The sequence below is a fragment of the Flavobacterium pectinovorum genome, from assembly GCF_900142715.1.
In the GTDB taxonomy this organism is placed as follows: domain Bacteria; phylum Bacteroidota; class Bacteroidia; order Flavobacteriales; family Flavobacteriaceae; genus Flavobacterium; species Flavobacterium pectinovorum.
In genome coordinates this window covers 572,773-595,497 of record NZ_FRBX01000004.1, presented here as the reverse complement: position 1 = coordinate 595,497, position 22,725 = coordinate 572,773, and the positions used below count along the sequence as shown (strand labels likewise).

Sequence of the window (22,725 nt, the reverse complement as noted above, 5' to 3'; positions counted from 1 at the left end):
ACAAGAATTAACTTGTGCTTTTTGTTTATAATAAAACTGAAAATTCTATTTTTCAATCTCTCTCATAGAATCCATTTTTTTATGAGCCAGGAATCCTGCCACATCTTCAAAATGTTCTTTAACTCGTTTATTTCCAAATTCAAATACCTTCGTCGCTAATCCGTCAAGGAAATCACGATCGTGGGAAACCAAAATTAAAGTTCCGTCAAAATCACGCAATGCATCTTTAATAATATCTTTTGTTTTCATATCTAAGTGATTCGAAGGCTCATCCAGAATTAACAAGTTTACTGGCTCCAACAATAATTTTATCATTGCCAAACGTGTTTTTTCTCCTCCTGAAAGCACTTTTACTTTCTTAGTAATATCATCTCCCTGAAACATAAATGCTCCAAGAATATTTTTAATCTGTGTTCTGATATCTCCAACAGCAATTGCATCGATTGTTTCAAAAATAGTAGCATTTTCATCTAATAAAGAAGCCTGATTTTGAGCAAAATATCCAATTTGAGAATTGTGTCCAATTTCAACACTTCCTTCATCTATACCTATTTCCTTCATGATCGCTTTGATCATGGTCGATTTTCCTTCACCATTTTTACCAACAAAAGCTACTTTTTCTCCTCTTTCAATAACAATATTGGCATCTTTAAAAACTACATGATCTCCGTATTTTTTAGACAATTCTTTTACTACAACAGGATATTGCCCTGAACGTGCTGCCGGCGGAAATTTTAATTTTAATGCTGAATTATCTACTTCATCAACCTGAACAATAACAAGTTTTTCAAGCATTTTAACACGAGACTGCACTGCATCTGTTTTAGAGAAAGTACCTTTAAAACGATCAATAAAAGCTCTGTTATCAGCAATCATTCTTTGCTGCTCATCATATGCTTTTTGTTGGTGAATACGACGATCTTTTCTCAATTCTAAATAATGAGAATATTTTGCTTTGTAATCGTAGATTCTTCCCATTGTTACTTCAATAGTACGATTTGTGATATTATCTACAAACGCTCTATCGTGCGAAATTACCACAACTGCCTTTGCTGAATTGATCAAAAATTCTTCAAGCCACTGAATACTTTCAATATCCATGTGATTGGTTGGCTCATCCAGTAAAATTAAATCCGGTTTTTGCAATAAAATTTTAGCCAATTCTATACGCATTCTCCATCCTCCTGAAAACTCAGAAGTCTGACGTGTAAAATCTTCACGTTCAAAACCTAAACCAACTAAAATTTTCTCTACTTCAGCTTCATAATTCACTTCTTCAATCGCATAAAATTTCTCGCTTAAGTCAGAAACTCTTTCGATCAATTTCATATAAGCATCACTTTCATAATCAGTACGAACTGTTAATTGCTCATTGATTTCATCAATTTCGGCTTTCATTTTAAAAATTTCACCAAAAGCTTTTGATGCTTCTTCCATTACAGTCGAACCATCTTTGGTCAATAAATGCTGAGGCAAATAAGCCACAACAGCATCTTTTGGAGTCGAAATACTTCCGGTTGAGGGTTTACTCTGACCTGCAATTATTTTTAAAAGTGTCGATTTTCCCGCACCATTTTTACCCATAAGGGCAATTTTATCATTTTCATTTATAGCAAAAGAAACATCGCTAAATAATGTAGTTCCACCAAACTGAACCGAAATATCGTTAACTGTAATCATTACTTTTTGTGAATTTGTTTAATCGGTTAATCGTTTATTTGATAACCCATTTTTTTCGTGGTGCAAAGATAGATTTAATTAGATAATTTGGCAATTAGATAATTAGATAATTCTCATTAAAGACAAAAAGCTTTTTAAACATAAAAAACTCCGCAAAGCATATAAACTTTGCGGAGCAAATATTTTCAATTATCTAATTGGCACATTGACTAATTAGATAATTAATCCTTTCTCCATTTTTTAGTTTCTTCAAAAATGTGCTCCAGAATTGAAGATTCAATTTCATCAAATTCTATGTTTCTTCGGCTCATTACTAATTTTGCCGTTTCAAAAGCTTTTTTAGTCACATACGTGGTAAAACCTGCGGCTCCGCCCCAGGAAAAACTCGGAACAAAATTGCGAGGAAAACCACTTCCGAAAATATTCGCGCTAACTCCTACTACCGTTCCTGTATTGAACATTGTATTGATGCCGCATTTACTGTGATCGCCCATCATTAAACCACAAAACTGAAGCCCGGTTTTAGCGAAACCTTCTGTTTCGTAGCTCCATAATTTTACCTCTTCGTAATTATTTTTTAGGTTTGAATTATTACTATCCGCTCCAATATTACACCATTCACCCAAAACAGAATCACCTAAAAATCCATCATGACCTTTATTTGAATTGGCAAAAAGAACAGAATTTTTAACTTCACCACCAATTCTTGATCCCGGACCAACAGTTGTAGCTCCGTAAACTTTTGCATTTAACTTCACTTGTGCATTTTCGCATAAAGCAAAAGGACCACGAATTACGGTTCCTTCCATAATTTCGGCGTTCTTACCTATATATATAGGTCCGGCTGAAGCATTCAGCGTTACAAACTCAAGCTTTGCTCCTTCTTCAATAAAAATATTTTCAGGCAAAATTACATTTACACTTTTCGGAATTGGTTGTGATTTTCGATCTTCTGTTAAGTAATCAAAATCGACACGAATTGCAGCGTCATTTTTAGAAAAAATATCCCACGTATGCTCTACTGTTATGCAATCCTCGTTGTATTGAATTATTTCATACGAATCAAAATCAACTTCTTCCTGATTTTCATTTGTAAAAAAAGCAATTACATCATCTCCCTTAAAAATAGCTTGATTTTCTTTTAAATCAGAAACCATTTCAGCAAGCGTATCATTTGGTAAATACGCTGCATTAATCATTACGTTCTCTTCCATTTCCACCATCGGAAATTTTGCAGACAAATACTCTTCAGTAATTGTTGTGATTGTAGACCCCAAACGCGTTTCCCATTTTTGACGAATCGTCATAATTCCGATTAAAATATCAGCAACAGGCCTTGTAAATGTAAAAGGTAATAAAGCATTCCGGACGGGACCGTCAAAAAGAATGTAGTTCATAAAATAGATTTAATATTGTTAAAATTGATTTGGTTACCGAATTCAAAGTTACAAATATTTATGAGTTTGATTAAAGACCTTTTTATAAACAAATTAAAAACAAAGCATGTTACAAACATTCCTAATTACTGAAACGGTTGGAGTTTAATCCTAAAAAAGAAAAATTCGTGAATTCGTGGCTAATAATTAACCGCATAAAAAAAGCCTTCCAAATTGGAAGGCTTTTGTATAAATAAAAACAGTTATTAGTTTTTAACGTGTTTTGCGTATTTAGTTTTAAATTTATCAATACGTCCTGCAGTATCGATAAGTTTAGATTTACCAGTATAAAAAGGGTGAGATGTTCTAGAAATCTCCATTTTTACAACTGGATACTCAACTCCGTCAACTTCAATTGTTTCTTTTGTATCTGCAGTAGATTTAGTGATAAAAACTTCGTCGTTTGACATGTCTTTAAATGCAACTAATCTGTAATTTTCTGGGTGAATTCCTTTTTTCATCTTTTCTTTTATTTATTATTTAAAGCATTTTTATTTTGAAGCTTTTTCATGGTTAGAAAAAGGTGTAAACAAATAATACTCTTTTTGTTTAAAAACTTTTAATTATTTTGAGTTTGCAAATTTACAATTCTTTTTTAATATACAAATCTTTACGCCACTTTTTTTTACTTAAATTCAAAAAGCTTTTTTCCCCGCGATTATATTCGGAATTACTATATTTGTGGATTAATTTTAAAACATATATAAATATGATTAATGAAGTTATAAAGAAGAATGGAATTACATATGGTGTAATGATCGGAATTGCATCTGCCCTAATTACTGCTACCATTTATGCAGTCGATTTGAATCTATTCGTTTCCTGGTGGTTCGGCTTGCTTGGTTTAGTAATAAACGTAACGATATCAATCATTTTGCTTTCTAAAACCAAGAAAGAATTAAATGGGATTTTTCCTTTCAAAGAGGCCTTTACCACTTACTTTATTGCAGCGGTAATTGGTATTCTAATCTCTACTTTATTCAACATTGTCCTATTTAATGTTATTGATCCGGGAGCAAAAGACACTTTAAGCGAAATTATGATTAAATATACGGTTGGTATGCTACAAAAATTTGGCACTCCGGCTTCTACAATTAATGAAACTGTTGCAAAAATGAAAATAACAAATCCTTATTCTACCTTAGAATTAGTAAAAGGATCTGTTTTCGCTATTGTAATCTGTGCTATTTTCGGATTAGTTTTCGCAGCATTTTTTAAAAGCAAATCTACACAAGAATAAAAAATAAATGAATTTATCTATACTTATACCGCTTCTAAACGAGGAGGAATCACTACAAGAACTATATTCGTGGATCATTAAAGTGATGCAATCTAACAATTACTCTTATGAAATCATTTTTGTAGATGATGGCAGTACAGATAATTCCTGGGAAATTATTGAAGGTTTCTCTAACGAAAACCCCAATGTAAAAGGGATTCGTTTCATGAAGAATTTTGGAAAATCACAAGCTCTGCATGCGGGTTTTGCAAAAGCAAAAGGCGACGTAATTATTACTATGGATGCCGATTTGCAAGATAGTCCGGATGAGATTCCCGGATTATTTGAAATGATTACCAAAGAAAAATTTGATTTGGTATCAGGTTGGAAAAAGAAACGTTATGATTCTGTTGTGGCGAAAAATTTACCTTCAAAATTATTTAATTGGGCGGCCAGAAAAACTTCCGGAGTTGAGTTAAATGATTTTAATTGCGGATTAAAAGCATACAAAAATACAGTTGTAAAAAATATCGAAGTTTCGGGCGAAATGCACCGTTATATTCCGGTTTTGGCAAAAAATGCCGGCTTTAATAAAATTGGAGAAAAAGTTGTGATTCACCAGGCCCGTAAATATGGCGAAACAAAATTTGGTATGGATCGTTTTATCAACGGTTTTCTGGATTTGATTACGATTTGGTTTTTATCAAGATTTGGAAAAAGACCAATGCACTTATTTGGTTTATTGGGATCGATAATGTTTCTGATTGGTTTTTTATTAGCTCTATACTTAGGGATCGATAAATTATTTATCCACAAAACAAGCCGATTAATTACCGAAAGACCACATTTTTATCTATCTATAACATCAATGATTATAGGAACACAATTATTTTTAGCCGGGTTTTTAGGTGAAATTATATTGCGTACCAAAAGCAATGAAGCACGTTATAAAGTAGCACGAGAAGTTAATTTTTAAAGTAAAGACGATAAAATATGATGTTCCTGAATAATTCAGGAGCATCTTTTGCGTTCTTACAGGAACATAAAAATATTTTTTTGATAATTACTGTAAAGCAGGATTATTCCTTAAAAAATATTATCTTTAATTAGAACATTAAAAACACATTTACATGAATATAGCACCTAATATTTTAAATGCTGTAAACGAATGGCTGACGCCTACATTTGACAATGAAACACAAGCGGCCGTTAAGGAATTAATGACAACGTCGCCAAAAGAACTTGAAGAAAGTTTTTATAAAAACCTGGAATTTGGTACAGGTGGAATGCGTGGTGTTATGGGTATTGGAAACAATAGAATTAACAAATATACGCTTGGTAAAAACACACAGGGTCTTTCAGATTACCTGCATGAAGTTTTTCCTAATCAACCATTAAAAGTAGTTATCGCTTATGATTGCCGTCATAACAGTAACACTTTGGCAAAGGTTGTGGCTGATGTTTTCTCTGCAAACGGAATTCAGGTTTATTTGTTTTCAGATTTACGTCCAACTCCGGAATTATCTTTCGCGCTTAAGTATTTAGGCTGTCAATGCGGAATCGTACTTACGGCCTCACATAATCCGCCGGAATACAACGGTTACAAAGTATATTGGCAAGATGGAGGACAAATTGTTCCGCCGGAAGATGCAGCAATCATCAATGTAATCGAAAATTTAGATTACGACAAAATCAAATTTAACGCAAACGAAAGCCTGATTCAATATATCGATACTGAAATCGACAAGGCTTTTATTAAATCATCTATAGAAAACGCAAGTTTTGATACTCCGGCTGAAACCAAAGATAATTTGCATATTGTTTTTACTTCACTACACGGTACTTCTATAAAATCTATTCCGGATACTTTATCACAGGCAGGTTACAAAAATGTACATATTGTCCCTGAACAAGCGATTCCTGATGGAGATTTTCCAACAGTTAAATCTCCAAATCCCGAAGAACCGGAAGCTTTAACAATGGCTTTGGCTTTGGCAGACAAAACAAACTCAGATATTGTTGTTGGTACAGATCCTGATTGCGACCGTTTGGGTGTTGCTGTTAGAAACAATGATGGTAAAATGATTTTGCTTAACGGAAATCAAACCATGATTTTGATGACTTCTTTTTTATTGAAACAATGGAAAAAAGCAGGCAAAATTAACGGAAAACAATTCGTAGGTTCTACCATTGTTTCCACTCCGATGATGATGGAACTGGCAACAAGTTATGGTGTAGAATGCAAAGTTGGTTTGACAGGCTTTAAATGGATTGCCAAAATGATCAAAGATTTTCCTGAACTTCAATTTATTGGCGGTGGAGAAGAAAGTTTTGGTTTTATGGTTGGTGATGCCGTTCGTGATAAAGATGCAGTTGCTGCTACTTTATTGATCTGCGAGGTTGCTGCTCAGGCCAAAGCTGCCGGAAGCACTGTTTACAAAGAACTTTTACAGCTTTACGTTGAAAATGGTTTCTATAAAGAATATTTGGTTTCATTGACGAAAAAAGGAATGGAAGGCTTACAGGAAATTAATCAGATGATGATTGATTTACGTGAAAATCCATTAAAAGAAATCAACGGACAACGCGTAATTATGGTTGAAGATTATCAATCCTCTATTGCCTTAAATTTATTGACTGGCGAAGAATCTGCAATGGATATTCCGAAATCGAACGTATTGATTTATTATACCGAAGACGGTTCTAAAATTTGCGCAAGACCAAGTGGTACTGAACCAAAAATTAAATTCTATATCAGCGTTAATGCTGAATTAGAATCAGTTGCCGATTTTGATGCCGCAGAAAGTTTCTTAGACCAGAAAATACAAAATATCATTGCAGGAATGCAATTGAAGTAACAATAATGAGTGACAAACCTGATATAAATAATCAGCCGGAACTATTAAATTCAATTATCGGATTAATAGATCAGACTCGTCATTTTGTTGCCAAAACGGTTAATCAGGAATTAACTTTATTATATTGGAATATTGGAAAAACGATCAACGAAGAAATTCTAAAAAATGATCGTGCAGATTATGGCAAAAAGATAATTCCAGCATTAAGCATTGCTTTAACTGACAAATACGGAATAGGCTTTAACAAACGAAACTTACAAAGCTTTGTCAAGTTAAACTCTACAATTGAGGACTTTACAATTTTGCACACAGTGTGTGCAAAATTGAGTTGGTCCCATATCAGAACTTTAATTTATATTGAAAACAATATTAAAAGAGAGTTTTACATTCAGATGAGCGTTCATGAAAGATGGAGCGTAAGAACTTTACAGGAACGAATTGACAGTATGCTTTTTGAAAGAACTGCTATTAGTAAAAAGCCTGAGGAAACCATCATCAACGACTTAGCACTTTTAAAATCAGAAAAACAAATTAGTCCGGATCTAACCTTTAGAGATCCTTATTTTTTGGACTTTTTAGGACTTCACGATAGTTATTCTGAAAAAGATCTTGAAAGTTCTATTTTGGCACAATTGCAAAATTTCATTACCGAAATGGGAAGCGAATTTGCTTTTCTTGCCCGCCAAAAAAGAATCACAATCGACGACGAAGATTTTTACATTGACTTACTTTTTTACCATCGCGGTTTGCGCCGGTTAGTTGCTATTGATTTGAAATTAGGGAAGTTTAAAGCCGGTTATAAAGGCCAAATGGAATTATATTTGCGTTGGCTTGAGAAAAATGAACAAAAAGAAGGCGAAAACAAACCAATTGGATTAATTTTGTGCAGTGAAAAATCTCCAGAACAAATAAATTATTTAATGCTGGATAATGACGAACAAATAAAAGTATCAGCATATTTAACCCAACTACCAGAAAAAAAATTATTGCTGGAAAAACTGGAAAAAGCAATTGCAATAGCCGAAAATAACATCTATAAATAAATGAGTAATTTCAAAAAAATAGTTCCTTTTATATATCCATATAAAAAATACGCTTTCTTAAACATCTTTTTCAATGTTTTATATGCGCTTTTTAGCACACTTTCTTTTGTTGCCTTAATACCGATGCTTCAGGTACTTTTTGACAAAAACAAACAAATTACGGTAAAACCTGAATATCAAGGAATTCTAGAAATTCAGAAATATGGTGAAGATTATTTAAGCTATTATATTACAACAACAAAAGGCACGCATGAGCCGGGTTACGTTTTATCTATAATGGTTGCGATTATTATTTCTATATTCTTACTAAAAAATCTGGCCGATTATCTGGCAATGTTTTTTATCACTTTTTTACGAAATGGTGTTCTGAGAGATATGCGAAATGCAATGTATAAAAAAACACTTGAATTACCGTTGGCTTTTTATTCTGAAAAAAGAAAAGGAGACGTTATTTCCAGAATTTCGGCTGACGTAAACGAGGTTCAAACTTCGTTTTTAGCGATATTAGAACTTATTGTAAAAGAACCTTTGACAATCATTTTTACAATAATTGCAATGCTAATTATTAGTGCTAAACTTACCTTGTTTGTATTTATTTTTATTCCCGTATCCGGATATATTATTTCATTAATTGGAAAACAGTTAAAAAAACAATCTACCAAAGCACAACAGGAACAAGGTACTTTTTTATCAACAATTGAAGAAACTATTGGAGGATTGAAAGTCGTAAAAGGATATAATTCTGAAAACTATTTCAATACTGTTTTTCAAAATTCTACAGAACGTTTTTTCAACTTATCAAACAACATTGGTAATCGCCAAAACCTTGCCTCCCCTGCGAGCGAATTTATGGGAATTACTGTAATTGCCATCTTGCTATGGTATGGCGGACAAATGGTTTTGATTGACAAAACACTGCAAAGTGCCTCGTTTATAGCCTACATGGGATTAGCTTATAACATCCTTACACCTGCAAAGGCAATCTCAAAGGCTTCTTACGGAGTTAAAAGAGGAAATGCAGCAGCAGATCGTGTTTTAGAAATTTTGGATCAGGAAAACCCAATTACTTCTAAACCTGATGCAATCGAAAAAACATCTTTTGATAACAATATAACGGTTCAAAACATTAATTTTAAATACGAAGAAGAAACGGTTTTAAAAGATTTTTCTCTTGAAATTAAAAAAGGACAAACCGTTGCCCTTGTTGGACAATCGGGAAGTGGAAAAAGTACAATTGCTAATTTATTAACGCGTTTTTACGATGTTAATGACGGTGTTATTTCTATTGATGGAATCAACATTAAAGACATGAATTTGCAATCACTTCGTAGTTTAATGGGATTGGTAACACAAGACAGCATTTTGTTTAATGATACTATAAAAGCAAATATTTCCCTAGGAAAATTAGATGCTACAGATGATGAAATTATTGAAGCGTTGAAAATCGCTAATGCTTTTGAATTTGTACAAGAATTACCTTTAGGAATCTATACCAATATTGGTGATAGCGGAAATAAACTTTCCGGCGGACAAAAACAACGTTTATCGATTGCGCGTGCGGTATTGAAAAATCCTCCAATTATGATTTTGGATGAAGCTACATCAGCACTGGATACTGAAAGTGAAAAATTTGTTCAGGTTGCTCTTGAAAATATGATGCAAAACAGAACTTCGATTGTTATTGCGCACCGACTTTCGACAATTCAAAAAGCGGATTTGATCGTTGTAATGCAAAAAGGAAAAATAGTAGAACAAGGAACTCATGACCAACTAATTGCCCATAACGGAACTTATAACAAATTGGTTACAATGCAGTCTTTTGAATCGTAATTAAAAGATATATTTTAGCTTAGCCACGATTACACAGATTAACACGGATTCTTTTTTATAATAATGAAATAAAATCTTTTAAAATCTGTGTAATCTGTGGCATTTTTTTTGAGTATAATCCTCTAAATATTAAAGAAATGTACCTGAATAATCCAAATATAAAGTTGCCTGAAGATCCGGATACTATTGTTTGGAAATACCTTGATTTGTCTAAATTTTTAGATTTATTATTGTCTAAAAAATTATTCATGTCTCGCTCTGATAAATTCGAAGATCAGTATGAAGGAACTTTCAGCGAACCTACTTTTGAAGAGATAAAAAAGCTAGCCATTGATAATCCTGACTTTTTAAATTACTACAAAACACATCGCGAAAAAGTAGCTGTGAGCAGCTGGCACATCAACGAATACGAATCGTTTGCGATGTGGCAGATTTTCACTCAAAACAGCGAAGGATTAGCCATTCAGTCAACAATTGGCAGATTGCAAAAAGCGGTAAAACCAGAAAATAACTTTGATCAATATATTGGTGAAGTCAATTATATCGATTACAGAAAGGAATATATTCCGTTTGATGATTTGTTCTTTCCGTTTTTATTTAAACGAAAAAGTTTTCAATACGAGCGCGAAGTCCGCATTTTAACTGATACTTCAAAAAGTACCATTAAATTAAACGACGGGTTAAAAATCAATGTAGATATCAATCAGTTAATTGAAAAAATCTACATTCATCCAAAGTCTGAAAACTGGTACAAAAAACTGGTAATTGAATTGGTAGAAAGACTTGGTTTTGATTTCGAAATAGAAAAATCAGATTTAGAAAGCGATATTTTGATTTAGATTTTTTTTTAAGTGGCTAAGGTTCTAAGATTCTAAGGTGGTGAGTTTTTTTCGTGCTTTATGTACATAGAAAAATCAAAAGAGTTCTTTTTATTTGATGATAACAAAAAACCATTTAAAAATTATTTCAGTTAATTTTTAAATGGTTTTTTTGTGTAAAGTATTTAAAAACCTTAGCCCCTTAGAATCTTAGTATCTCAGAACCTTAAATCGGTTTGTAGTTTTTAACCTCCCATTTTTTAGAAGCTAAATCAATGTAGTTATAATGCAAAACATCGTTTTTATCAAATTGTCCGTTTTGGTTGGTATCTTCGATTGTTCTAAAATACAAACGGCTTTTAGATTCAATTAAACTCCAGTCTACTAATTCCTGAAAATCTTCAGAAATTTTGGTAAAATGTTCTCCGCTAATATTGCTTAAGTATAATGTTTTAATATCTCCCGAATCAATTTTACCATCTTTATTGGTATCAGCGTCAGCAAGAGTGTAAACCATTATTTGATTCTTCGTTTTATCAGCAACAGGTTTTAAATACGTAGCTGTTAAGATCAAAACTGGTTTATCAGACAAAGGTCTTATGGAATCTGAATCTGTTTTTTGAAATTTCAGGTTTTGTAAAAATCCTGTAATTTCATATTCACCTAAATTAGAAATCGTAAAACTCAAATCGTTTACACTAGATGATCCGTAACGTGATTTTGTACCTCTTTCATAAACGCGTAAATCTCCAACCGGATGAATTAAATAATTTGTTCCTTCCATCTGAATAGGCAAATCAGCCACTTCAATTTGTGTTGAATCTGTCTTGGCTACTACTTTTGCTTTATTTGAAGCATCATAAATTACTTTTGGTTGCTTCTGCACTTCATCTCTACAACTCACTACTGTTCCGATGATTACTAAGGCGATATATTTTAAATAGTTTTTCATGTATGCTAATTATATTGGAATATCAAATATAGTATTTTTGATTGTATTATTTATTTTTATTGAGGTTTAGTGAAGTAGTATATTGTATGTATATCAAATTAGATCTTATTCCAACTTACCAGTGATTAAAGATTTTTTCAGATCGTTTATTGTCAAATCTTTTTTCTTTTCCTTATTAAACAAACTATAAATCCACAAACTAATTGTATCTATTTCAGAATTGAAATGCTCTCCAAAATTAAAAGAAGTTATATCTACATTAAACTCACTTGAAAACTTCATCAAAAAATCTTCCGCTTCATCTCCATAGATTTCTAAATCTTTTTCAATATAACAGTTGGGTGATGCATCATCAAAAAACTTTCCAGTTTCTTCTTTTAAAAACTTATAAAATTTAGAATTATCCATCTCGTTTAAATTTAATTACCACCTTCCTCTAAATAAAACGCATAAAAAAGTTAATTCTTACAATAAAGACGTGAGATAAATCTACAAAAATGCAATAATACTAGTTACAACCTCGCATTCAGCTTCACATTAAAAACGCGTGAAGTCATGTAATTTGGAATCGCATATTGATTTTTAGAATATACATCGCGAACCCAGGTGTTTGTTATGGCATTTTGATTATTGAAAAGATTGAAGATTTCTAAACCAAGAGACAATTCTTTAAAGTTTTTTATCCAGCCTGTTTTGGAACTTTGTGTATTACTATCTACAAAAACCTTTGCAAAACCAACATCGGCTCTGCGGTAGTCATTTAATCGGTTTTGATATAAATACGGATCTGAATATGATGGTGAACCGCCTGGTAAACCTGTATTATATACCAAATTCAAATATAATTTTACACTCGGAATATTTGGCATATAATCCTGAAACAACATGGCGAATTTTAAACGCTGATCTGTTGGTCGGGCGATATACCCTTTGTTTTCGTAGTTCTCTTCGGTTTTTAAATACCCAAAACTAATCCACGATTCTGTTCCGGGAACAAATTCTCCGTTTAATCTAAAATCTAAACCTTGCGCATACGCTTTTGCATTATTGTTGGCGATATAGCGAATTCGAACATTATCTATTGAATACACATTTACATCTGAAAGTGATTTATAGTAGATTTCAGTAACCCATTTAAACGGGCGACTCCACATTTTAAAATTATAATCGTTGCTCAAAACAATATGTACAGATTCCTGCGCTTTTACATTTGGATTTACAACACCATTTAAATCACGAAGTTCTCTATAAAATGGTGGTTGATGATACAATCCTCCCGAAAGTCTGAAAACCATATCCATATCCCAATCTGGTTTTAAAGCAAATTGCGCTCGCGGACTAAAAACAATTTGATTTTTTCCTACGATTGCAGCACCGGAAACATCCCAACTCTGGAAACGTGCCCCAACATTATACCAAATTTGGCTTGAACCAATCTCCGATTGATTGTTATATTGTGCGTAACCAGAATACCTGTTTATTGTATTAAAATTAGTCGCACGAACATCCTGATAAGGCAATAATGGCCCGGTGTAAGGTTCGTATGGTTGATTATTTATTGGAATAATTGGCGGATTGATTGAAAATCCTGCAGAATCAATCATCTCCCACTCTACTATTCTATCACGAATGGATTCTCTGGTATATTTCAAACCAAATTCTAACTGACTATTACTCCATTCCTTAAAACCTTTAATTTCTGCATTTGCAATTAAAGCATCAAGATCATTTCGCGCGTGATTGAGTTGAGAACCAATTCCGCGTGTGAAATCAACATTGTCGATATCGGTTTCTCCGTCGGGATTTACATTTCCTAAACGATATTGTGCCAAAATATCAAAATGTTCCTGTTCTGTTGTGTGAAATATTGAACCTATCAATTTTAAGGTAAAACCTGGCGAGACTTTATAAGTAGTTTTTAAAGCGCCAAAATAAGTATCGTATTGATCTTTTTCCTGACCTTCATAATAAACCGCTAAAGCCATAGGCTGATCTACAGTTCCAAATTTAGTTTCGCGGGTTAAAGGCTGATATAAATATTTATTTCGCGAAATATTTCCTAAAAAACTCATTTGCCATTTTTCAGAAATATCATAATTGACATTCGTCTGAACATCAACAAAAGTTGGCGTATAATTGGTTTGTGTATCCTGACTATTTACAAGTAAACTATTGTTTCGATAACGAACCCCTGTTACGGCAGACCATTTTTTATTTTTAGAGACAGCATCAACAGCAATACTACCGCCAAGGAAACTGGCTTCTAAAGCTGCGCCAAATTCGGTTGGCTTTCGATACGTAATATCTAAAACGGAAGATAATTTATCGCCAAATTTTGCCTGAAAACCACCGGCAGAAAAATCTACGTTCTGAACTAAATCTGTATTGGTAAAACTCAAACCTTCTTGCTGTCCCGAACGAATTAAAAATGGACGATAGACTTCGATCTCGTTTACATAAACTAAGTTTTCATCATAATTTCCACCTCGAACGGCATATTGCGAACTCAATTCGTTATTTGAATTTACACCCGGTAAAGTTTTTAATACATTTTCGATTCCGGCATTTGCTCCTGGAATTTTCTTGATCGTTGCGGCATCAATAACCGTAATTCCCTGAACGCGCTTTTTATTATTCGAAGAAACAAAAACTTCTCCCATTTGTTCTGCCGAATTACTCATAACCGGATTGAAAACGAAAATCTCATTCGGTTTTAAATTCACCGTAAGACTCATCATTTTTAAGGAAATATGTGTGAAAATCAGGGATGTTTTTTTATTCGAGGGAATTTCTATTTCAAAAAAACCATTGGAATCGGTTTTAGAAGAACTTCCTGAAGTGACAATATTCACATCAGAAACGGGACGTTTTTCACTATCTAAAATAATTCCTTTTACATGAGCATTTTGAGCAAATGAAACATAACCAATGCATAAAAAAAGGAAAACGAATATTAATTTACTCTGGTTCAAACGTTTTGGTTTTATTTTTGTTGACTTCTAAAAAAGTGAGTTTCAAAGATAGCAGAATTACCTACATTATCAACCACTTCAATTTTTAAATCGTTTGCACCTTCTGCAACAAGGCTATCAGCATCAAACTTATGCGTAATTTTTCTGGTCTTATTATCATATTCAAACAAAACCCAATTTCCGTTTAAATAACCGTTGTACGATTTAATTCCGGATAAACTGTCGCCAATTGTAAACTGAATCGATTTCATATCGCTAATCCATTTATCCTGAATTGGTTTTGCTATTTTAATAACAGGCGCAATGGTATCGAGTACCAAACCATATTGCCCTAAAATTTTTGCTTTAGCGGTAAAAACATTCCCTTTTCTAATTGTTCCGTTATAACTGTTATTTTTTCCTATGTACAGTTTATCTCTTAAAGTTTCAGAATAAGTGCTGTCTTTAATAGTAATAGTAAAATTTGAATGTACAGGAATTACATCTTCATGAATATAAATTTTGTTATTTTTTACATCAAAATTCATATTAAAATCATCATAGAAAGTTCCTGCCGGAAAAAATACCGACATATTATCTTTTTCGAAATTGGTATCCCTGTTATATTTTACAAAATATTTTGAAGTAACAGGTTCTGCATTGACAATTGGTGTAGCCGAATCATATTCGATGGGAACATTTACTGAATTTAAATTCCCAAAATAATCAGAAACCTCAATACGATAAGTCGACGCCACATTAGGTTCAACCGGCACTATTCCGCGAAGCGAATCTGTTTTAATAATACTCAGGGCAAAAGGTGTTTTCATGAATAACTTCTGCACTCTTTGTCCGGATTTTTTATATCTCGGATAATCAACCAACGCGTTTATATAGCGCATTTCATCAAACGAATACGTATTGAATTGATAATTATAATTTTGATTTCCGTTGAAAAAAGTCGAAACATTATAAACGCCATTTCTATTTCCCGAAACATCATCAAAATCTACAGCCGTGATTCCGAAACCAATTTTACCGTTTGCTTTTACTTTGTTAGCCAGATAAGTTCCATCTTTTTGAAGCGAAAGATTTAATAGCAAAGGCAATTTTGACTGATTTGCCGTTGTTCCGTCAAGGGGATAAACGAGCACATTTGAAATAGTAGGTTTTTTAGTGTCTTTTAGATTTTTATCAAAGCCAAAAAACATTGGATTGATTACAAATTCGGTTTTAGAATCGCGAAATTCAAAATGTAGATGCGGACCTTCTGACGATCCGGTATTTCCGGAAAGCCCAATTATTTGCCCTTTTGTAACCGGCAGTTCATCCGGTTTTAGAAACATTTCAATTTCAAAAGCTTTTTCTTTGTAATGTGTTTTTAAAACATAATCCTGAATAGCGCCAACGGGAGTTTGCAAATGTCCGTAAACAGAAGTGTACCCGTTTGGGTGTGTAATATAAATGCATTTTCCATTTCCAAAAGTCGAAATTTTGATTCTCGAAACATATCCATCAGCAACAGCATACACATTTAAACCTTCTCTTTGATTTGTTTTTAAGTCAAAACCAGCATGAAAATGATTAGGTCGCAACTCTCCAAAATTCCCCGAAAGCTGCATCGGAATATCTAAGGGAGGGCTGAAATAATCTTTTGGGTATTGGTTTTGGGCAAAAAATAAATTACAAAAAAATAAGGTAAATAGTGAAAATCTCATAAGCAACATTTTTGCTAAGATAAAAAATTAACCAGCAAAAACCGAGGATTTGGCTACAAAAATACAATTCGCTGAAATTCATTTATTTGCCTATTTTTAATGCAAAAAAATCGATAAAAAATTGCATTAATAAAAAGGAATACTAACTTTGTATGATTAAGTAATGAATAGGATTTATAATGAGTGTAATTGCCGAAATAATTGATACTCTTGAATATAAGGTCGAAAAGCTTTTTGAGAAATCAAAGGGGTTGGAGAAAAACAATCAGGAATTACGATTACAACTAGCCAAAGCTGCGCAAATCATCCAGAAACAATCTGAAGAAATGGAAGCTTTGAAGAAGCAGTATGATACACTTAAAATAGCCAATTCGTTGCTCGGCAGCGACAATAACAAGAGAGAGACAAAGCTTAAAATAAATTCATTAATTCGCGAAATAGATCACTGTATAGCACAATTATCTGACTAGAAAAACATGGACGGAAAGCTTAGAATTAAAATATCAATCGCAGACAGAGTTTACCCGTTAACGGTAGAACCCACTCAGGAAGAAGGACTTAGAAGTGCTTCTAAAAAAATTGATGCTATGATAAAGCAATTCGAAGAAAGTTACGCAGTTCGCGATAAGCAAGATGTATTGGCCATGTGTGCCCTTCAGTTTGCTTCACAAGTAGAACAAAAACAAATTGATAACGCAATCGATGGAGAAGAAACCATCGAAAGAATTAAAAGATTAAATTCGCTTTTAGATCAATATCTCGAAAATTAAACGTTCTTTACAGAAACTAAGATACTGCCTACATTAGTTCACAATTGGTAAACTCAACACTAACAAATTAGAATGAGCAAATCGTCGCTACTATAGTATGCCATGCTTCGGCTTGGAAACTTGAACAGTGAGTTAGCTCAAAACTTGTCTTTACGAGTTTATTCAAGCAATTAATGTAGGCTTTTTTTATATATAAATTTTAACAAACATGGACATCATAACGATCATTATTTCAGGTATTGTAGGGATTGCAGCAGGTTTTGCAATCGCTAAAATTATCGAAAAAAGCAATATTTCTAACTTAATCAAAAACGCTAAAAAAGAAGCAGCTTCCATTTTAAAAGATGCAAATTTAGAGGCTGAAAATATTAAAAAAGATAAAATTCTTCAGGCAAAAGAGAAATTTATCGAATTAAAATCAGAGCATGAACAAGTTATTTTGGCAAGAGACAAAAAAGTTGCCGAAGTAGAAAAAAGAGTTCGCGACAAAGAATCTCAGGTTTCAAATGAATTATCAAAAGCTAAAAAAGTAAATGATGATTTTGAAGCTAAAACGCTTGAATATACTAATAAAATTGAAGTTTTAGATAAAAAACAAGCCGAAGTAGACAAATTACACAAAAGCCAGTTACAACAGCTTGAAGTAATTTCAGGACTTTCTGCAGACGAAGCAAAAGAACAATTAGTTGAAGGTTTAAAAGCCGAAGCTAAAAGTAAAGCAATGTCTCATATTCAGGAAACTATTGAAGAGGCAAAACTTACGGCTCAGCAAGAAGCTAAAAAAATCATCATCAACACTATTCAAAGAGTTGGAACAGAAGAAGCGGTTGAAAATTGCGTTTCTGTTTTTAACATTGAATCTGATGATGTAAAAGGTAGAATTATTGGCCGTGAAGGTCGTAACATTAGAGCGCTTGAAGCTGCAACCGGAGTTGAAATCATTGTTGATGATACACCGGAAGCTATTATTCTTTCTTGTTTTGATCCGGTTCGTAGAGAAATTGCTCGTTTGTCATTACACAAATTAGTAACTGACGGACGTATTCACCCGGCACGTATTGAAGAAGTTGTTGCTAAGACAGCGAAACAAATCGACGACGAAATTATCGAAGTTGGTAAACGTACGGTTATCGATTTAGGAATTCACGGTTTACACCCGGAATTAATTAAAGTTGTGGGTAGAATGAAATACCGTTCATCTTACGGACAAAACTTATTGCAACACTCAAGAGAAGTTTCTAAACTTTGTGGTATCATGGCGGCTGAATTAGGCTTAAATGTAAAACTGGCAAAAAGAGCTGGTTTACTTCACGATATTGGTAAAGTTCCGGATACTGAAAGTGATTTACCTCACGCTTTATTAGGTATGCAATGGGCTGAGAAATACGGTGAAAAAGAAGAAGTTTGCAACGCTATTGGAGCTCACCACGACGAGATTGAAATGAAATCATTACTTTCTCCAATAGTTCAGGTTTGTGATGCTATTTCAGGTGCAAGACCAGGCGCAAGACGTCAGGTTTTAGATTCTTACATTCAACGTTTGAAAGATCTTGAAGAAGTAGCTTACGGATTTAGCGGTGTAAAAAATGCTTATGCAATCCAGGCTGGTAGAGAACTTCGTGTAATTGTAGAAAGCGAAAAAGTTTCTGATGATAACGCAGCGAATTTATCTTTCGAAATTTCACAAAAAATCCAAACTGAAATGACTTATCCAGGTCAGGTAAAAGTGACCGTAATTAGAGAAACTAGAGCAGTTAATATTGCTAAATAATCTCAACTTAAATATAAAAAACAAAAGGCTATCTTAACAGATAGCCTTTTGTTTTTACACTACATCATCTCTAACGTTGTGTATATTTTATAATACAGATCAACACGAAAACCTGTAGAGAGAGAAAAATTAACCACGGAGAACGCAAAGTTTTTTAAATATACTAGTAAAAACACAAAGTTCACAAAGCTTTGCGGACTTAGATTGTGTAAACATAACTTAAATCTTAGTGAACTCTGCGAAAAACCTTTTTGTTCTTTGCGTTAAAAATAATTAGATAGCTATGTGTTTTAATGCAAGTGAAATGTCTTTTCCTATTTTTTAAACTATGAAATCTATGTTCCTATATGTTTAAACAAATCTTACATATCATTAAATACGATTTTAAAACTCGTTCCCACTCCTACTTCACTTTCTACAGAAATCGTCCCTTTCATGGCTTCAATTTGATTTCTGGTGATATATAAACCAATTCCCCGGGCTTCCTGATGTTTGTGAAATGTTTTATACATTCCGAATAACAAATCGCCATAAACAACCAAATCGATTCCTAAACCATTATCTGTAATTTTTAATGATTTATGCCCGTCAGGTTCGATGGCAAAATCAAAAGTAATAACAGGATCTCTATCAGGGTGGCGATATTTTATTGCATTTGTGGCAAAATTTAACAACACACTTTCCAGATAAGCCGGATTAAAATTGATCGTTAAATATTCAGGCACATTATTTACAATCGTAACGTTCGTTTGTTTATCGTAGCCTTTAATTGTAGTAATCGTTTTATCGATATATTCATTCAGTCTTAAAGGCATAACGGCAATATTAATATTGCTTTGTGTTTTTACAATTTGGGTTAAATTAGAAATCGTTTCATTCAAATCATTAGAAACAGTTCTTAGATGAACCAACATTTCATTGATATTTACTTTATCAACATCGGCATCAATAAAATCCAGAATCGATTTTATATTTCCTGCCTGGGTATTTAAATTATGCGAAACGATATGAGAGAAATTCAATAAACGACTATTTTGGTCGCTGTAGAGTTTCATTGTTTTTAAAAGTTCTAATTCTTTTTCTTTTTGAAGAGAAACATCAGTATGGGTTCCTATAACTCGCAATGGTTTTCCGTTTTCATCACGATCTATAACTTTACCACGATCTAAAATCCATTTATAATTTCCGCTGGAAGTCATTACACGATGATAATTTTCATAGTAAGGAATCTTATTATCAAAATGCTCCTGTATGTCTGAATAATATTTTGGAAGGTCGTCAGGATGTACAATTTTATCCCAACGTTCGGGTTCGTCAAAAATATCAGCAGAATCTAATTCTAAAATTTTAAGTGAAAGAGAAGAATAAAAAACACTGTTTGTTACCATATTCCAATCCCAGATTCCGGCAGTTGAAGCTTCGAGTGCAAACTGAAACCGTTCTTCGGAAATACGTAATTTTTCTTCTTTATCTTTTAAGTCTGTAATATCTGAAACATGCCCGTAAAAACTCACGCAACCATCTAAAGCTAATTCGGTTTTTGAAGAAATCTTAAACCAACGCAGTCCTTTTTTGGGTAAAATTGCTCTGAATTCAAGTATCCACGGTTTAACTTCTCTTCGGGATTTAACCAAAGACTGGAAGAATAAATCCCGATCATTGGGATGAATTCGATTGTAAATTACTAATATACTTTCATTTGAAAATGTACTTGACGGAAGTTCAAAAATATCATCGGCAGATTTACTGACTAGCGGAAAACTGTAATTATTATTACAATCGATAATAAACTGAAAAAGTAAATCAGGCATTTCAGCAAATAACTTTTTATAAAAATTATTCACTTCTAAACAGTCCTCATTTTCATATAAATCAAAAACCATATATTCTCTTTTAATGCAAATTCAATTATTAAAATAATCTTCAAACCAAAAACAGAAAAAGACTTAAGTTATTGTTTTCTACCTCTATTAATGTAAAAATTTAAGACAAGGTATTAATTTTTATTACATAAAATTATAATTTTGAAAGAATTATACTCAAACTTATTTCCGTGGATGAAAAGAATGCATCACTTCTTTCAGGAAACTTCGATCTAAATGTACATAAATTTCAGTAGTTGTAATCGACTCATGTCCAAGCATTAACTGAATTGATCTAAGATCTGCACCGTTTTCAAGCAAATGTGTTGCAAAAGAATGACGCAATGTATGCGGACTAATGTTTTTATGCAGATTGATTTGTAGAGCCAGATTTTTTATAATGGCAAAAATCATCGAACGTGTAAGCTGTCCTCCTCTTCTATTTAAAAACAGTGTATCTTCAAAACCTTTTTTGATATTTATTGTATTTCGAATTGAGTTTTGGTAAATCTCAATATATTTTTGCGTTAATTTTCCAATAGGTACAAAACGTTCTTTATTTCCTTTACCCGTGATTTTAACAAAACCTTCTTCAAAAAATAAATCGGAAATTTTAAGCGAAACCAGCTCAGAAACCCTAAGTCCGCAACCGTATAAAGTTTCCAGCATTGCGCGGTTTCTCTCGCCTTCATTCGAACTTAAATCTATCGCGGCAATAAGTGCGTCAATTTCAGAAACAGATAAGGTATCCGGCAACTTACGCCCTGTTTTTGGCGATTCGATCAATTCTAATGGACTGTCTTTTCTATAATCTTCAAAAATTAAATAATTAAAAAAGCTTTTCAACCCGGAAATTATTCTCGCTTGCGAACGTGGATTTACTTCTTTTGAAACCGAATAAATAAATTCCTGTACCGTTTCGTCAGTAATATTTATGGGAGAAACTTCAATTTGATTGGTTTCTAAAAAAAGACACAATCGCTCAATATCGAAACCGTAATTTTCGATTGTATTTTTAGACAATCCTCTTTCGATGCGTAAATACGATTGATAATCTTTGATATAAGTATTCCATTTCATATTTACAAAGTAAAACATTTTTAGCATAAAAAACCTTCGGGATTAGGGAAGGTTTTATGATATTAGAACTTGTAAGCGAGAGATAACGCCAAAACACTATTACGGATTTTTGTATCGTCTCCAGATTCAGTTTTTGCAATATTTGATAAACCGATATTATACCGAAGATCAGCCATTAAATGCTGATTAATATTATAACCAACACCAATAACAAAACCAAAATCAATAAATTCAAACGCTTCTTTAACATCTTCTTTTACAATTGGACTATATTGAGTTAATTTAGCTGATGTTTTTGCCGATGTTAAAAATCCAACTTGTGGTCCGGCTTCAATAAAAGATTTCTCATCTGGAGAATATTTAAAGAGAACTGGCACATTTACATAGGAAAGATTCCATTTAATATCTCCTGTATCATAAACACCAAATACATTGGTCCCAGCATTTTTCATTTTTGTAACCTGATTAGAATACAAAACCTCAGGTTGAATATCGAATTTATCAGATAATTTGATTTGGGTTAGAGCACCGATATTGACTCCAAACATTGGTCTTAAATTCAGTCCACGAGTATCTCCAGCCCAGCTTGACAAGTTTAAACTGCCTTTTATTCCTACTTTAACATCTTGAGCATTTGCAAAACCACATAACATAACTGCAATAGCAGATAAAATAATCTTCTTCATTTCTTTCTATTTTACGAAAACAAATGTAGCTTTTTTCTCTCAAAATAAGAA

At 32.8% G+C, this 22,725-nt stretch carries 19 protein-coding genes; 9 read left to right on the top strand and 10 right to left on the bottom strand.

What is annotated here, in order from left to right; genetic code table 11:
- Positions 1-45: 45 nt before the first annotated feature.
- From BUE22_RS16410 to BUE22_RS16400, 3 genes are all read right to left on the bottom strand, one after another.
- Positions 46-1,680, bottom strand: a complete 1,635-nt coding sequence (locus BUE22_RS16410) for an ABC-F family ATP-binding cassette domain-containing protein (protein ID WP_073396530.1) — start codon at positions 1,678-1,680, stop codon at positions 46-48.
- 221 nt (positions 1,681-1,901) lie between these two features.
- Positions 1,902-3,077: a GlmU family protein gene (locus tag BUE22_RS16405; RefSeq protein WP_073396527.1), complete on the bottom strand. Its 1,176-nt coding sequence runs from the start codon at positions 3,075-3,077 to the stop codon at positions 1,902-1,904.
- Between the two features lie 245 nt (positions 3,078-3,322).
- Positions 3,323-3,577, bottom strand: a complete 255-nt coding sequence (locus BUE22_RS16400; RefSeq protein WP_029272307.1) for a type B 50S ribosomal protein L31 — start codon at positions 3,575-3,577, stop codon at positions 3,323-3,325.
- A 248-nt stretch (positions 3,578-3,825) separates the two neighbouring features.
- Here BUE22_RS16400 and BUE22_RS16395 point away from each other — a divergent pair, with 248 nt between their 5' ends.
- From BUE22_RS16395 to BUE22_RS16370, 6 genes are all read left to right on the top strand, one after another.
- The gene (locus BUE22_RS16395) at positions 3,826-4,356 is read left to right on the top strand and encodes a DUF4199 domain-containing protein (protein WP_073396525.1); all 531 of its coding nucleotides are present in this window, start codon (positions 3,826-3,828) and stop codon (positions 4,354-4,356) included.
- Positions 4,357-4,363: 7 nt separating this feature from the next.
- The gene (locus BUE22_RS16390) at positions 4,364-5,311 is read left to right on the top strand and encodes a glycosyltransferase family 2 protein (protein ID WP_073396524.1); all 948 of its coding nucleotides are present in this window, start codon (positions 4,364-4,366) and stop codon (positions 5,309-5,311) included.
- 154 nt (positions 5,312-5,465) lie between these two features.
- Positions 5,466-7,193, top strand: coding sequence for a phospho-sugar mutase (locus tag BUE22_RS16385; protein WP_073396523.1), 1,728 nt, complete (start codon positions 5,466-5,468; stop codon positions 7,191-7,193).
- A 5-nt stretch (positions 7,194-7,198) separates the two neighbouring features.
- The gene (locus tag BUE22_RS16380) at positions 7,199-8,236 is read left to right on the top strand and encodes a PDDEXK nuclease domain-containing protein (protein ID WP_073396520.1); all 1,038 of its coding nucleotides are present in this window, start codon (positions 7,199-7,201) and stop codon (positions 8,234-8,236) included.
- Positions 8,237-10,066 carry an ABC transporter ATP-binding protein gene (locus tag BUE22_RS16375; RefSeq protein WP_042567296.1) on the top strand — a complete coding sequence of 610 codons (1,830 nt, stop codon included), beginning with the start codon at positions 8,237-8,239 and terminating at the stop codon, positions 10,064-10,066.
- 137 nt (positions 10,067-10,203) lie between these two features.
- The gene (locus tag BUE22_RS16370) at positions 10,204-10,905 is read left to right on the top strand and encodes a hypothetical protein (protein WP_042567295.1); all 702 of its coding nucleotides are present in this window, start codon (positions 10,204-10,206) and stop codon (positions 10,903-10,905) included.
- A 205-nt stretch (positions 10,906-11,110) separates the two neighbouring features.
- Here BUE22_RS16370 and BUE22_RS16365 read toward each other — a convergent pair whose 3' ends face one another.
- From BUE22_RS16365 to BUE22_RS16350, 4 genes are all read right to left on the bottom strand, one after another.
- Positions 11,111-11,836 (bottom strand): hypothetical protein, encoded by a 726-nt coding sequence (locus BUE22_RS16365; protein ID WP_073396517.1) that lies wholly within the window; start codon positions 11,834-11,836, stop codon positions 11,111-11,113.
- 105 nt (positions 11,837-11,941) lie between these two features.
- Positions 11,942-12,244 (bottom strand): DUF1493 family protein, encoded by a 303-nt coding sequence (locus tag BUE22_RS16360; RefSeq protein WP_073396514.1) that lies wholly within the window; start codon positions 12,242-12,244, stop codon positions 11,942-11,944.
- A 104-nt stretch (positions 12,245-12,348) separates the two neighbouring features.
- Positions 12,349-14,808, bottom strand: coding sequence for a TonB-dependent receptor (locus BUE22_RS16355; protein WP_073396504.1), 2,460 nt, complete (start codon positions 14,806-14,808; stop codon positions 12,349-12,351).
- Positions 14,809-14,819: 11 nt separating this feature from the next.
- Complete coding sequence (locus tag BUE22_RS16350) at positions 14,820-16,505, bottom strand: M23 family metallopeptidase (protein ID WP_073396765.1); 1,686 nt, start codon at positions 16,503-16,505, stop codon at positions 14,820-14,822.
- A gap of 179 nt (positions 16,506-16,684) precedes the next feature.
- Between BUE22_RS16350 and BUE22_RS16345 the strand changes: the two genes are divergently transcribed.
- The 3 genes from BUE22_RS16345 (at position 16,685) to rny (ending at position 19,046) form a co-directional block, all read left to right on the top strand.
- Positions 16,685-16,975, top strand: coding sequence for a hypothetical protein (locus BUE22_RS16345; RefSeq protein ID WP_042567290.1), 291 nt, complete (start codon positions 16,685-16,687; stop codon positions 16,973-16,975).
- A gap of 6 nt (positions 16,976-16,981) precedes the next feature.
- Positions 16,982-17,275, top strand: coding sequence for a cell division protein ZapA (locus BUE22_RS16340; protein WP_041516860.1), 294 nt, complete (start codon positions 16,982-16,984; stop codon positions 17,273-17,275).
- Between the two features lie 208 nt (positions 17,276-17,483).
- Positions 17,484-19,046 (top strand): ribonuclease Y, encoded by a 1,563-nt coding sequence (rny, locus tag BUE22_RS16335; protein ID WP_042567289.1) that lies wholly within the window; start codon positions 17,484-17,486, stop codon positions 19,044-19,046.
- 362 nt (positions 19,047-19,408) lie between these two features.
- Here the strand turns inward: rny and BUE22_RS16330 are convergent, their stop codons facing one another.
- From BUE22_RS16330 to BUE22_RS16320, 3 genes are all read right to left on the bottom strand, one after another.
- Positions 19,409-20,929: a PAS domain-containing sensor histidine kinase gene (locus BUE22_RS16330; RefSeq protein WP_073396501.1), complete on the bottom strand. Its 1,521-nt coding sequence runs from the start codon at positions 20,927-20,929 to the stop codon at positions 19,409-19,411.
- A gap of 162 nt (positions 20,930-21,091) precedes the next feature.
- Entirely contained in the window at positions 21,092-21,988 is an 897-nt protein-coding gene (gene xerD, locus BUE22_RS16325; RefSeq protein ID WP_042567287.1) for a site-specific tyrosine recombinase XerD, read from the bottom strand.
- A 62-nt stretch (positions 21,989-22,050) separates the two neighbouring features.
- Positions 22,051-22,674, bottom strand: a complete 624-nt coding sequence (locus BUE22_RS16320; protein WP_073396498.1) for a porin family protein — start codon at positions 22,672-22,674, stop codon at positions 22,051-22,053.
- Between the last annotated feature and the right edge of the window lie 51 nt (positions 22,675-22,725).

Bases quoted from the DNA above. Each gene is read 5' to 3' on its own strand.
- BUE22_RS16410 (WP_073396530.1), bottom strand. From the start codon at position 1,680: ATGATTACAGTTAACGATATTTCGGTTCAGTTTGGTGGAACTACATTA.
- BUE22_RS16405 (WP_073396527.1), bottom strand. From the start codon at position 3,077: ATGAACTACATTCTTTTTGACGGTCCCGTCCGGAATGCTTTATTACCT.
- BUE22_RS16400 (WP_029272307.1), bottom strand. From the start codon at position 3,577: ATGAAAAAAGGAATTCACCCAGAAAATTACAGATTAGTTGCATTTAAA.
- BUE22_RS16395 (WP_073396525.1), top strand. From the start codon at position 3,826: ATGATTAATGAAGTTATAAAGAAGAATGGAATTACATATGGTGTAATG.
- BUE22_RS16390 (WP_073396524.1), top strand. From the start codon at position 4,364: ATGAATTTATCTATACTTATACCGCTTCTAAACGAGGAGGAATCACTA.
- BUE22_RS16385 (WP_073396523.1), top strand. From the start codon at position 5,466: ATGAATATAGCACCTAATATTTTAAATGCTGTAAACGAATGGCTGACG.
- BUE22_RS16380 (WP_073396520.1), top strand. From the start codon at position 7,199: ATGAGTGACAAACCTGATATAAATAATCAGCCGGAACTATTAAATTCA.
- BUE22_RS16375 (WP_042567296.1), top strand. From the start codon at position 8,237: ATGAGTAATTTCAAAAAAATAGTTCCTTTTATATATCCATATAAAAAA.
- BUE22_RS16370 (WP_042567295.1), top strand. From the start codon at position 10,204: ATGTACCTGAATAATCCAAATATAAAGTTGCCTGAAGATCCGGATACT.
- BUE22_RS16365 (WP_073396517.1), bottom strand. From the start codon at position 11,836: ATGAAAAACTATTTAAAATATATCGCCTTAGTAATCATCGGAACAGTA.
- BUE22_RS16360 (WP_073396514.1), bottom strand. From the start codon at position 12,244: ATGGATAATTCTAAATTTTATAAGTTTTTAAAAGAAGAAACTGGAAAG.
- BUE22_RS16350 (WP_073396765.1), bottom strand. From the start codon at position 16,505: ATGAGATTTTCACTATTTACCTTATTTTTTTGTAATTTATTTTTTGCC.
- BUE22_RS16345 (WP_042567290.1), top strand. From the start codon at position 16,685: ATGAGTGTAATTGCCGAAATAATTGATACTCTTGAATATAAGGTCGAA.
- BUE22_RS16340 (WP_041516860.1), top strand. From the start codon at position 16,982: ATGGACGGAAAGCTTAGAATTAAAATATCAATCGCAGACAGAGTTTAC.
- rny (WP_042567289.1), top strand. From the start codon at position 17,484: ATGGACATCATAACGATCATTATTTCAGGTATTGTAGGGATTGCAGCA.
- BUE22_RS16330 (WP_073396501.1), bottom strand. From the start codon at position 20,929: ATGGTTTTTGATTTATATGAAAATGAGGACTGTTTAGAAGTGAATAAT.
- xerD (WP_042567287.1), bottom strand. From the start codon at position 21,988: ATGAAATGGAATACTTATATCAAAGATTATCAATCGTATTTACGCATC.
- BUE22_RS16320 (WP_073396498.1), bottom strand. From the start codon at position 22,674: ATGAAGAAGATTATTTTATCTGCTATTGCAGTTATGTTATGTGGTTTT.